This window comes from Trinickia diaoshuihuensis (assembly GCF_003390925.1).
Lineage (GTDB): Bacteria > Pseudomonadota > Gammaproteobacteria > Burkholderiales > Burkholderiaceae > Trinickia > Trinickia diaoshuihuensis.
Genome location: NZ_QUBS01000081.1, coordinates 65,232 through 78,070 on the forward strand (window position 1 = coordinate 65,232; position 12,839 = coordinate 78,070).

Below are 12,839 nucleotides of genomic sequence, written 5' to 3' on the forward strand. Positions count from 1 at the left end.
CCGGGTATTTCCGCAACGATCGAACTATTCACGAACGTCTCCCTCGATGATCAACGCTCGCGAAACACGTGCTTTGCCGCGTAGTGGGTTGGAACTGACGGCCTTGGGGCTCGGTTGTTCTCAACTCGGCGGTCTTTATCGTCCGATCTCGCGGGCCGATTCCGAGGCGCTCGTCGATGCCGCGTGGTCGGCCGGCTTGCGGTACTTCGATACGGCGCCGTACTACGGCTACACGCTGTCCGAACGACGCATCGGGCAAGCGCTCGCGGCACGTGACCGAAACGCCTTCACGCTCAGCACCAAGGTCGGGCGCCTGATGCGCCCCGATGCGAGCGTGCGGCCCGGGGACGATGGGTGGGCCGAGCCGTTGCCCTTTCGTCCGGTCTTCGATTACAGCTACGGCGGCATCATGCGCTCGTACGAGGACAGCCAGCAGCGGCTCGGAACATCGCGTATCGATATCCTCTACGTACACGACATCGGAGCGATGACCCACGGCGATCGTCACCCACACTACTGGACGCAACTCACTGAAGGCGGCGGTTTTCGTGCTCTGCGGCAATTGCGCGAGAGCGGCGCGGTGCGCGCGATCGGCCTTGGCGTCAACGAGTGGGAGATCGTCGCCGATGCGATGAATGAGGTGCATCTCGACGTCGTGCTGCTTGCGGGAAGGTACACCCTACTCGAGCAGACCGCCCTCGAACCGCTGCTCGACCGTTGTCTGCGGGCGGAAACCGCGATCGTCGCGGGCGGCGTATTCAATTCCGGGGTGCTCGCCGGTAACGGCAAATTCAACTACGGGGATGCGCCTGCTGAAGTTATCGACAAGGTGCGGCGTCTAGCCGACGTATGCAATCGTTACGACGTGCCGCTGCCCGCGGCCGCACTGCAATTCCCGATCGCACATCGGGCTGTCGTCTCGTGCGTGGTCGGCGCCCGGAGCGTTGACCAATTGCAGCAGAACATCGCATGGCTCGAGCGGCCGATACCCGATCAGTTTTGGCGCGCATTGAGCGATGAGGGGTTGATTGCGGCCGATGCGCCCGTTCCGAAGGGGGAGGCATGACGCCGCGTATCGATGCGCATCAGCACTACTGGCAAATCGATGCCCGCACCGGTTATTGGCCGCCGCGCGACTTGGATGCGATCCATCGCGACTTCGGCCCGGCCGATCTGGCTCCGGAGTTGGCCGCTGCCGGGATCGGCGGAACGGTGCTCGTGCAGTCGCTGCCTACCGAGGAAGACACGCGCTTCTTGCTCGACCTCGCGCAGCGAACGGCGACCGTTTGGGCCGTCGTCGGATGGGTCGATATGAAAGCCGCCGACGCGGCGGAAAAGATCTCGGAATTTGCCGGGCACCCGAAGGCACGTGGCCTACGGCCAATGCTTCAAGACCTGGCCGACGATGCTTGGATCGACGATCCGGCGCTGGATGGCGCCGTGGCGGCCATGATCGAACATGACCTGCGTTTCGACGCCTTGGCGATGCCGCGCCATCTCGCTTCCCTCTATGAATTCGCGCGGCGCTATCCCGATCTGAAGATCGTTATCGATCACGGGGCGAAGCCCGACATCGCGGCGCGGGCGCTCGAACCATGGCTGAGCGCGATGACGAGGCTCGCGCTCCTTCCCAACGTCCATTGCAAGCTTTCGGGGCTTTGGACCGAAGCCGGCGATGCGGCCGGTGACGACGCGCTGAATAACCGCGTCCGCCCCTATGTTCGGATCCTGGCCGAACTGTTCGGCGCGCGGCGCTTGATGTGGGGCAGCGACTGGCCGGTGCTGCGCCTGGCGCCTGCCGGTGGCGGCTATCGCGAATGGCTGGTTGCTTGCGAACGAGATTGCGCGCGGTTCTTGGGAGCGGGGGCGATCCCCGACGTTTTCGGTGGAAACGCCGGCAGGTTTTATCGCGTAGGCGAATTCATTCGCCACGTTTGAATTGATCGAGAGGAAATCCATATGCTTAGCGTGATCTGCGAATCACCCGGGGTGTTGCGCGCCCAGCAATCCGATGCACCCGTTCGCGCGGCCGGGGAGGTGCTATTGCGCGTATGTCGCGTGGGCATCTGCGGGACGGACTTGCACATCTTCACGGGCAACCAGCCCTACCTGCAATATCCGCGCGTAATGGGGCACGAGTTCTCGGCGGTGGTCGTCGAAGCCGAGAGCGGCTCGGGATTCGCGCCCGGCGACGGCGTCTACGTCATGCCTTACCTTTCATGCGGTCGCTGCGTCGCATGCCGGCAAGGGAAGACCAATTGTTGCGTCGACATCAAAGTGCTGGGCGTACACCGAGACGGCGCGCTAACCGAATACCTGAGCGTACCGGCGCAGTTCGTTCATAAGGCCGAAGGCGTCACGCTCGATCAAGCCGCGATGCTCGAATTTTTGGCCATCGGTGCGCATGCGGTGCGGCGGGCGAATGTTGCGGCGAATCAGCGCGTGCTCGTCGTTGGGGCCGGTCCGATCGGCATGGCTGCGATGATCTTCGCCAAGCTGCGCGGCGCCAATGTCACGTGCCTCGATACGCGCGCCGATCGTCTCGCGTTCTGCCAGGCCCAGTTGAACGTCGATGCTGCCGTTGCCGTCGGCACTACTGACAAGGAACAACTCGCCTCGCTGACGAACGGCGAATTCTTCGATGTCGTCTTCGATGCGACGGGCAATATCGATGCGATGAATCGCGGCTTCGGATTTGTTGCGCACGGCGGCACCTATACGTTGATCTCGATCGTACCGGGGCAGGTGACGTTCTCCGATCCGGAGTTTCACAAGCGCGAGACGACTTTGCTGGCCAGTCGCAATGCCACGACCGCAGACTTCGAAACGGTGCTGGAGGCCATGCGGGCCGGACGCATCCCGGATCAAGCGCTCAATACGCATCGCATGCGATTGGCGGATGTTCCGGAGGCATTTCCGCGCTTACTGGAGACGGGGCAAACCGTGGTGAAAGCGTTGGTGGAATGCTGAGCCCAGCCATGAGTGAGGCCATCCTTCAGTTCGGTACGAGCCGGTTTTTGTTGGCGCATGTTGCGCTATTCGTCTCGCAGGCGTTGGAGCGGGGGGAGGCCATCGGCGGTATCGGCGTGGTGCAGACGACGGGCAACCCGGCCAGTCAGGCGCGTATCGCCGCGCTGTCGCGAGAGGGCAGCTATCCCGTGCGAATTCGCGGCAACGAGCATGGCGCAACGGTCGATAAGGTCGTCGTCTGCAATGCGATTCGCTCGGCGTGGACGGCCGATCGCGACTGGGCGACGGTACGCCGCGCAGCCGTCGAAAACGTACGCGTGATCGTCTCGAACACGGGCGATGCGGGTTATCGCCTTGACGATCGGGACTCGGCGGACCTGCTTGCGAACACGGATGCGGTGCCGCGCAGCTATCCCGCGAAGCTGCTCGCCTTGCTTTATTCGCGTTGGCGAGAACGCGCGGAAGAAGGCGTATCGATCTTTCCTTGCGAATTGATCGCGAACAACGGCGACACGCTGCGCGACATCGTGCTCGATTTGGCGAGGCAGTGGTCGTTGCCCGACGCTTTCATCGACTACGTTCATCATCGATGCGTCTGGGTGAACTCGCTCGTCGATCGGATCGTGTCGGAGCCTATCGATCCCGTCGGTGCGGTCGCTGAGCCGTATGCCCTGTGGGCGATCGAGCGGCGTCAGGGGATGGCGTTGCCGTGCAAGCACGAGAGCATCGTCTTGACGGACGATCTGCGCAGCCACGAACGATTGAAGCTGTTTTTCCTCAACTTGGGCCATACTTGGCTCGCGGAGCATTGGCTTGCCGAGCAGCGGTCGCAGTCCGAAACGGTGCTCGATGCGATGCACGATTCGCGCATGCGCGCCGAGGTCGAAGCGGTCTGGCAAGAGGAAGTCTTGCCCGTTTTCGATGCGCTGGGCATGAGTGTTCAAGCGCAGGCGTATCTCGCTAGCGTTCGGGAACGGTTCGAGAATCCTTACCTCGAGCACCGAATCGGCGATATCGCGCAAAACCATGTCGCCAAAGTCAAAAGGCGGGTGTTGCCGCTCGTCGAACTCGCGCAGTCTTTGCCGGTCCGCATCGATCAACCGCGGTTAAGGGGCTTGCTGAGCAAGCGAGGGTTTCTGTAAATGCGCTACGGTCTCGCACTCGATCTAAAGGACGATCCGCAGCTTATCGCCCGCTACGAGGAATTCCATCGCGACGTTTGGCCCGATGTCATTCGGCACATTCGTCAGCATGGCGTGACCGGCATGGAGATTTACCGGTTGGGGACGCGATTGTTCATGATCATGGAAACGGACGACGCCATTTACGATGCCGATCGCATGGCTCAAGCGGCGCTTAACGACCCGGCCGTTCAGCGATGGGAAACCTTGATGTGGGAGTTCCAGACCCCTACCCCTTGGACGCCCGCCGGACAGAAGTGGGTGCGGATGGAGCGGATATTCGAGTTGGGGTAGGGGGAGGGTGGGGCGATATCTGTGGCAAGGAAGCCGGCCCGCCGAATTAGTGGGAGGTCAGCGGCGCATCCGCCTCCCGAACAACCGTGACTTATTCACAGTTTTTGGGGGCAACGCTGTGCATAACTGGGTAGACAGCTCCGTAAGTCACTGAGCAGCATCGGTTTTTCCGCGGCGCTCCGTTTTCGTCTACTAAGCGCCCGACATGGTCCACCGCCGCGGACGGTAAAATTCGGCGAACAGACCGTGTCGGAGCAGGTGTTTGGCCACGCAGAACGAAGGATTCATTTTGACCCGCCACTGGCGGGACACACCGGCGGGTACGGAGGTCGTGTTCTGGCTGGCGACGGACGACGGCCCGCGCCAGCTTCGCCTGCGTCCGCAAGAATCCGTCGCATTCGTTCCCGCCGCGCAGCGCGAACACATCGAGCAAGCCCTGCGTCGCGATCCGTCGTCCGGGCGCATCGAGTTGCGCCCGCTCGAATTGCGCGACTTTCATCGCCGCCCCGTACTGGGGCTTTACAGCCGGCAATACCGCCAACTGACTCAGCTCGAAAAGCGCTTGAAGCAGACCGGCGTCGACGTCTACGAGGCGGACATCTTCCCGCCGGACCGCTACATGATGGAGCGTTTCATCACCGCACCTGTCTCGTTTAGTGGCCGGCCGAGCGGCGACGGGCGGCTGCTCGACTGCGACTTGAAGCCCGCACCGAACTATCGCCCGCAATTGCGCCTGGTCTCGCTCGATATCGAAACGAGTGCGCAAGGCGAACTCTATTCGATCGCGCTCGAAGGTTGCGGGCAACGCCAGGTCTACATGCTAGGCCCGGTCAACGGCGACGGCAGCCGGGTCGATTTCGCCCTCGACTACTGTGAAAGCCGCGCGCAGTTGCTCGAGCGATTGAACGAGTGGATGGCCCGGCACGATCCCGATGCGATCATCGGCTGGAACCTCGTGCAGTTCGATCTGCGGATCTTGCATGAGCACGCGCAGCGCTATGGCGTGCCGTTGCGCCTCGGCCGGGACGGCAGTGCGATGGAATGGCGCGAACACGGCCTGACGCAAGGACATTTTTTCGCCGGTGCCGCCGGCCGCTTGATTATCGACGGCATCGAGGCGCTGCGTTCGGCGACTTGGAGCTTCCCTTCGTTCAGCCTCGAATATGTGTCGCAAGCAGTGCTCGGCGAGGGCAAGGCCATCGACAACGCCTATCAGCGCATGGACGAGATCCAGCGCCGCTTCGATGAGGACAAGCCGGCGCTGGCCCGCTACAACCTCAAAGATTGCGAACTGGTGACGCGCATCTTCGCCAAGACCGAATTGCTCGCGTTCTTGCTCGAACGCGCGACGGTGACCGGCTTGCCCGCGGATCGCAGCGGCGGCTCAGTGGCCGCGTTCACGCATCGCTATATGCCGCTCATGCACCGCCTTGGCTATGTCGCCCCGAATCTCGGCGATGTGGCCGGCGCGCCGAGTCCGGGCGGCTTCGTCATGAATTCCCGGCCCGGGCTGTACGACTCGGTGCTCGTACTCGATTACAAGAGCCTCTATCCGTCGATCATCCGTACGTTCCGCATCGATCCCGTGGGACTGATCGAAGGCATGCGTCATCCTAGCCCCGCCGACTCGATTCCCGGCTTTCTCGGCGCACGCTTTTCGCGCACGCGGCATGGCTTGCCGTCCGTCGTCGCGCAGATCTGGGATGCGCGCGAGGCGGCCAAGCGCGACCGGAACAAGCCGCTGTCGCAAGCGTTGAAGATCATCATGAACTCGTTTTACGGCGTACTCGGCTCGACCGGATGCAGGTTTTTCGACCCGCGCTTGGCGTCGTCGATCACGATGCGCGGACACGAGATCATGCACAAGACACGCGAGCTGATCGAGGCGCAGGGATACGAGGTTATCTATGGGGACACCGATTCGACCTTCGTTTGGCTCAATCATGCGCGTACCGAGGAAGAGGCCGCGCGCATCGGAAGAGGACTGGTCGCGCATATCAACGACTGGTGGCGGCAGCACCTACGGGACCGTTTCGGAATCGAAAGTGCGTTGGAGTTGCAGTTCGAGCGGCACTATCGCCGGTTTTTCATGCCGACGATCCGCGGTACCGACGAGGGCAGCAAGAAGCGTTACGCTGGCCTGACAGTACATGAAGATGGGCGCGAGGAAGTCGTCTACAAGGGGCTGGAGACGGTCCGAACCGACTGGACTGCCCTCGCTCAGCGGTTTCAGCAAGAGCTTTACTTGCGCGTGTTCAAGCGAGAGCCCTATCAAGACTACGTGCGCGACTACGTACGCCGGACGTTGAGCGGGGAATTCGACGAACTGCTCGTTTATCGCAAGCGGCTGCGTCGTCCGCTTGCCGCCTACGAGCGCAACGTGCCGCCGCATGTGCGAGCGGCGCGTATGGCGGACGAATACAACCGGCGGCAAGGGCGGCCGCTGCAATATCAAAGAGGTGGCTGGATCAGCTACGTCATGACCGGCGCGGGGCCGGAGCCGCTCGAGGCGCGGCGATCGCCGCTCGACTACCAGCACTACGTCACGAACCAATTGCAACCGGTCGCCGACGCGATACTGCCTTTGCTGAACGATGATTTCGAAACGTTGACCAGCGGTCAGCAAACGTTGTTTTAAGATAGCTCGGGTTGGCTATCGCTGGTCTCTTGCTGGGATTCGTTTTACGCATGCGTGCAATGTGCGGCTAGGAGCTTGCCATGGCGGGGATGCTGTCCGGAATCGATCATTTCGTCATCGCGGTGCGCGATCTCGATGCCGCGCGCGAGAACTACGCACGCATGGGTTTTGCGCTCACACCGCGTGGACATCATACGGTTGGCTCCGAAAATCATTGCGCTATCTTCGGGAACGGATATTTGGAGTTGTTGGCACTAAGCCGCCCCAATCCTGTAACGGCGTATTTCTCGCGTTTTCTCGAGCAAGGCGACGGCGCGGCTGCCATGGTCGTCGCAACCGGCGATGCCCAAGCGCTATTCGAACAATGGCGCGCCGCCGGCTTGCCGGCCGAGGCACCGTTGAGCTTTTCCCGTCCCGTGTCCGGTTCCGGCGGCGATGCGCTCGCCCGTTTCCGAATCACGCAACTCGATGCGACCTATACTCCCGGCGGCCTCGTCTTCGCATGCGAGCATCTGACGCCGGAACTCGTCTATCGGCCGGAACAGTCGGTGCATCCCAACGGCACGATAGGGCTCGCGGCCGTGACGATTTCGATTCCCGCTGCGCAATTGAATGTAGCCGCGCACCGCTACGCGCGTGTGTTGTCATCGAGCGCTGCCGTGCTTGACGACACCGACCGTCTCATTCAATGCGGAGACGTAGAGGTGCGACTGGAAGCCATCGCATGCGACGGCGCGTCGCGCCGCTTGCCATGTATTGCAGGATTGACGTTGATGGTCGAATCGCTCGACTTGTTATCGAATACGTTGCGCGCCACCGGCATCGCCGCCGAACGCAGCGATGGCGCGCTCTCCATCGACAATGAGTTCGCCCATGGCATCACGCTGCGTTTTATCGAGTGTGATCCCGCACGATGCGGGGCGCCGCAGCCAAGCACGTTAGGGCCATCGAGCCGGCACCCCTTTTCCTGAGCTTGCAAGAAGCTGTCACACACATTTCATCTAAGCCATCGATACTCCGCGCAGATTCGAAAAAACGAATCCGCTCGGTGCCTCGCGCACGGACCGACAAAACGGAGGCTTGCGCGAGCAACGCCTCTTTTTTTCTCGATCCGATGCACGCGTGTGCAACGACGAGTCAATGCAGGTTCTTCCACGGGTGGAGCACGAGTTCAAACATGAAGAAGTCACTTTTCGCAGTGGTTGCGCTTAACGCTGTTTGCGCGGCAGCCCACGCTCAGGGAAGCGTGACGTTGTACGGTATCGTGGACGCCGGGTTGGGTTACACGAGCAATCAGGCCGTGGTCGCCACGGCCGGCAAGGCGGGCACGCCCGCCGTGCTGGTCGGCAAGTCGGCTTATAGCTTTGCGAGCGGCACATGGTCCGGAAGCCGCTGGGGCTTGAAGGGCAAGGAGGAATTGGGCGATGGCCTCGCGGCGATCTTCCAACTCGAAAACGGCTTCAATATCGGCAATGGTCAATTGGGTCAAGGCAGCCGCGAGTTCGGCCGCCAGGCATTCATGGGCCTGAAGAGCACGAAGTTCGGTACGGTGACGATGGGCCGCCAGTACGATCCGATCGTCGATTTCGTCGGCTCGATCGGACCGTCGAGCTTCTTGACGGGCATGGGTGCGCACCCGGGCGACCTTGACAATATCGATAACCAATCGCGCGAAAACAACTCGGTCAAATACACGAGCCCCTCGTTCGGCGGCCTGACGCTCGGCGCGTTGTACGGCTTCGGCAATCAAGCGGGCAGCGCGAAGAACCAGAGCACGTGGAGCTTGGGCGGCCAGTATGTGAACGGCCCCTTCGCTATCGGGGCGGCGTATCTGTTGGCAAACAACGCATACGGTCCGACGACCGGTTGGACCGGCGCTTACGACGGCACGTTCGCTTCGTCGATCAATCAAGGCTTTGCAAGTGCGCAGTACCAGCGCATCATCGCCGCGGCGAGCACGTACACCATCGGCTCCGTCACGCTCGGCGTGTCGTATAGCAACACGCAATTCAAGGCGAGCAGCGTCTCGCTTTTCCAAGGCAAGGAAACCTTCAACTCGGCCGGCCTGACGGCCTCGTGGCAAGCCACGCCCGCCCTGCGCGTCGCGGCGGGCTACGACTACACGGCCGGCAGCGCGGTGGCCGGGCAGTCGGGGCCGAAGTACAACCAGTTCAACCTGTCCTCTTACTACAGTCTGTCCAAGCGCACGGCGCTCTACGGCTTGGTCGGCTATCAAAAGGCCAGCGGCAAGACGCTCGACCAATACGGCAACGTCGTGAACGCGACGGCCTCGATCGGGGACGTCGCCAACGGCATCTCGTCGGCAGGCAATTCTCAAACGCTCGTGCGTCTCGGCGTGCGCCACACGTTCTAAGCAAGACGCTCAAAGCGCGGACGCGGCAACGATTTGCTGTGCCGCCTCGAACAGCAGCAGAACCAATGTGGTCGGGTCCGTCGCGGACCCTTTGTGCGGCGGCCGCGCGAATGCACGGCCGCTCTCTTTTGTGCCTTGCCTTGCTTTGCGTCGGCGTGTGCTGAAAGACGCGCAGTGCGGCAGACAGACTGATTTGAAGCCCTCTTCACAGGACCTCACGCGTGGCAACGCTGACATTTCACGCCGTGCATAAGGCGTACGCCGGACAACAACCGGTTTTACACAACATCCATATGAACGTAGCCGACGGCGAATTCATCGTGCTGGTGGGCCCGTCCGGTTGCGGCAAGTCCACGTTGCTGCGCATGGTGGCGGGGCTCGAAAGCGTGACCTCGGGCGAGATCCGCATCGGCCGCCGGGTCGTGAACCAACTGGAGCCGAAGGAACGCGATGTCGCGATGGTATTCCAGAACTATGCGCTGTATCCCCACATGACGGTCGAGCAGAACATCGCTTATGGTTTGAAGATTCGAGGCACGGCACCGCGGACGATTCGTGAGCGCGTGAACGCCGCCGCGGCCATGCTCGAACTGGAGCCGCTGCTTGGCCGCCGCCCACGCGAGCTTTCCGGCGGACAGCGGCAGCGCGTGGCAATGGGGCGGGCGATGGTGCGCGAGCCCGCGCTGTTTCTGTTCGATGAGCCGTTGTCCAACCTCGACGCGAAGCTGCGGGCTCAGATGCGCGTCGAGATCCGTAAGCTGCACGCGCGGCTCGGCACGACGAGCCTTTATGTGACGCACGACCAAGTCGAAGCGATGACGCTCGCGCAGCGCGTCGTCGTGCTCAACGGCGGAAAGATCGAACAGATCGGAACGCCGGCGGAAATTTACGAGCGTCCCGCCAGTACGTTCGTGGCGAGCTTCATGGGTGCGCCGGCGATGAACTTGCTTTCGGGCCGGGTCAGCGAAGATGGCCGACATTTCGTGGTCGCGAACGGGCCTAGGTTGTCGATCGAGGGACTGCGTACGGCGGGCGCCCCGTTGATCCCGAATCGCGATTACGTGCTCGGTGTTCGGCCGGAGCACATGCTGGTGGGCGAGCACGTGGCGCAGGTTGGGCTGCCGGTCGATATCTGCGAATTGCTCGGCGCGGACAATCTCGTGCACGGACGATGGGGAGAGCAGAGCGTCGTGGTGCGTTTGCCGCATCAAGCGCGTCCAAATGCGGGCGACTCGATCGCATTGACGATCCCGCCGTCACGCATGCATGTTTTCGATAAGGAGAGCGGTCGCCGGATCGGGTGATGCGGCCAGGGTAAACCTGCAAGCCGATCTAAGGCGCCTTGCTTTTCGCTGCGAATTGTCCTACGAATCTTGTGCAAGCTCTCGTCATTCGTGAGCTTGTAAAAATCAATAAATGACCACGAATTCGGGGGCCGTCATGAAGACAGCGCAGCGCCAAGCGCACCGTGGCACCGTCGTTGTGTTAATGGTTTGCGGTGCCTTGTCCGGGTGTTCCACTGATAAGCTCGCTGGTGCCAACGGCTTGCGGGACACTTGGAGTACCCAATTAGAACAGTACGGTATGTCCGCCGTATTTCCACCGCGTGCCGATATCCAAGTAGGCGATATCTATCTGACCTGCGGATCGACAACCGCGGAAAAGACCTTGTCCGATAGCGAAATTCAAAAGGCGCGACGGCGGGTTCCCAACGCGGTCTGGCTCGCATCGATCTCCGGAATGCTGGACGAAGCTCGGTGGCGATCAGCCGTTGACCTATCCCGGCGGACAGGTGACGGTGGTGACCGCGAACAGCGCGGGCATCAATATGAATCGCAAATTCGAAATTCCCGTTGTGATCGGTTACCGGGGATTTGCGATGGATGTCGACACATTCGATTTCATACGAAAACCGTCAGAGCAGGGTCCGAAGCCGGGTAAGGCGTCCACCGTCCACGTAGGCAATCACGCATACGCGCCATTGAGTAACCCGATTAGTTGGTACCAGCAGTAACGGGGGAGATATGCAACGAAGAAACCTTCTCGCCGTCGCGGCGCTGTGCGCGCTTGCATTTCTATCGAGCTGCATGAGCGCTCGCGCACCGCTTTCAGGGGTAGTACAGACAGAGGAATCCGGCTATCTAACCATGCCGCCCGGCGGGGTTCGACTCGTCAGCGAAACCGAATCGCAAACCATTTACACGTTCTTCTACGCCACAACGCGTCGGCCTCTAAATGCGGGGGAAGCTTCGACCGATGGTCCTTACTCGATTCAGCGAGACGACAAGCTTCACTTTGGCACCATCGACATGGTCGTACCGAAACATCATCAGCTAGGTTCAGTCGGGTCGGACTGGGGCACCGTCACGGGCACCGACCCCAAACTTGAGATCAGGGATTCCGATATCCATTCATATGCCGACGAGTCGGCTTTCCTAAGAGACGCCTCGCTTCGCCTTCGCGTAGCGACGGAGCCGGATAGCTTTGTCGTCTATATCCACGGATATAACAATTCGTTCAAGGAGTCCGCGACCAGGGCGGGACAGTTGGGAGTCGATCTGGGGATACCGTCCTACCACCTGTTTCTGTTCAACTGGCCGTCGGCTGCAAAACTCGTCCACGGATATTTCATGGATGAAGCAACGATCGATGCTAGCGAAGCTTATCTCGCCAAATATCTGAACTCGATTGCCGAGCTGGCCGGCTCGCGAAAAATACATGTCATCGCCCATAGCATGGGCAATCGGGCGATGCTGCGGGTTGCCGCTACGTTGAACGAGGTAACGTCCCATCGGCACATCCGCTTTGGTCAAGTCATACTCGCCGCGCCCGATGTCGACGTTCAAGTATTCAGCGAACTCGCACCGGCCTATGCGAGTGTGGCCGAACATACGACGGTCTACATGTCCCCTTACGACAAGGCTGTGCATGCATCGGAAGCCTTGCATGCCTATCCTCGCGTCGGATGCGGTAGTGTGCCGCTAGCCCCTGTCAAACAGTTCGACTATGTGGTGTCCTACCTCGACGTGGACTTCTTCGGCACGGGTCACGACTATTTCGCGAGCGCTGCACCTTTTCTTGCCGATACGAAGAGCCTGATTTATTACGGGGCCGCCAGCCACGCCATCGGAGATTGGAAGAAGAACGGAGACTATTGGATTGTCAAAGACCCTCAGCGGGGAGGTCCCCGACCGATCCTCGTCGATCAGTGGGGATGCGAGAAGCAACCCGCCGTGCAAGATGGCGGCGTGCTCTCCGGCACAGTAAAGCCGCCGCTAGCCGCGGATTTGCACTAGTCAAGAGGCGGATGTGACGCTCCGTTGACACGGGCGCGTCATGATCCGCCGCCACAATCGCTCCTTGTTTGTATTTTCGTCGAGTC

General features: G+C 61.2%; 10 protein-coding genes. All 10 read left to right on the forward strand.

What is annotated here, in order from left to right:
* Positions 1-49: 49 nt before the first annotated feature.
* The 10 genes from DXT59_RS18595 (at position 50) to DXT59_RS18645 (ending at position 12,753) form a co-directional block, all read left to right on the forward strand.
* Positions 50-1,066, forward strand: a complete 1,017-nt coding sequence (locus DXT59_RS18595; protein WP_116138650.1) for an aldo/keto reductase — start codon at positions 50-52, stop codon at positions 1,064-1,066.
* On the forward strand, positions 1,063-1,938 hold the full coding sequence (locus DXT59_RS18600; RefSeq protein ID WP_116138339.1) for an amidohydrolase family protein: 876 nt from the start codon (positions 1,063-1,065) through the stop codon (positions 1,936-1,938). Before DXT59_RS18595 ends, DXT59_RS18600 begins: the two co-directional genes overlap by 4 nt.
* Positions 1,939-1,959: 21 nt before the next feature.
* The gene (locus DXT59_RS18605) at positions 1,960-2,970 is read left to right on the forward strand and encodes a zinc-binding alcohol dehydrogenase family protein (RefSeq protein ID WP_116138340.1); all 1,011 of its coding nucleotides are present in this window, start codon (positions 1,960-1,962) and stop codon (positions 2,968-2,970) included.
* An 8-nt stretch (positions 2,971-2,978) separates the two neighbouring features.
* Positions 2,979-4,112 carry a mannitol dehydrogenase family protein gene (locus DXT59_RS18610; RefSeq protein ID WP_116138341.1) on the forward strand — a complete coding sequence of 378 codons (1,134 nt, stop codon included), beginning with the start codon at positions 2,979-2,981 and terminating at the stop codon, positions 4,110-4,112.
* Positions 4,113-4,445, forward strand: coding sequence for an L-rhamnose mutarotase (locus tag DXT59_RS18615; protein ID WP_116138342.1), 333 nt, complete (start codon positions 4,113-4,115; stop codon positions 4,443-4,445).
* 262 nt (positions 4,446-4,707) lie between these two features.
* The gene (locus DXT59_RS18620; RefSeq protein ID WP_116138343.1) at positions 4,708-7,083 is read left to right on the forward strand and encodes a DNA polymerase II; all 2,376 of its coding nucleotides are present in this window, start codon (positions 4,708-4,710) and stop codon (positions 7,081-7,083) included.
* An 80-nt stretch (positions 7,084-7,163) separates the two neighbouring features.
* Positions 7,164-8,054 (forward strand): VOC family protein, encoded by an 891-nt coding sequence (locus tag DXT59_RS18625; protein ID WP_116138344.1) that lies wholly within the window; start codon positions 7,164-7,166, stop codon positions 8,052-8,054.
* A gap of 206 nt (positions 8,055-8,260) precedes the next feature.
* A complete protein-coding gene (locus DXT59_RS18630) occupies positions 8,261-9,457 on the forward strand; it encodes a porin (RefSeq protein ID WP_116138345.1) in 1,197 nt (398 codons plus the stop codon).
* 221 nt (positions 9,458-9,678) lie between these two features.
* Positions 9,679-10,761, forward strand: a complete 1,083-nt coding sequence (locus tag DXT59_RS18635; protein ID WP_116138346.1) for a sn-glycerol-3-phosphate import ATP-binding protein UgpC — start codon at positions 9,679-9,681, stop codon at positions 10,759-10,761.
* Positions 10,762-11,481: 720 nt separating this feature from the next.
* Entirely contained in the window at positions 11,482-12,753 is a 1,272-nt protein-coding gene (locus tag DXT59_RS18645) for an alpha/beta hydrolase (RefSeq protein WP_116138348.1), read from the forward strand.
* Positions 12,754-12,839 lie beyond the last annotated feature (86 nt).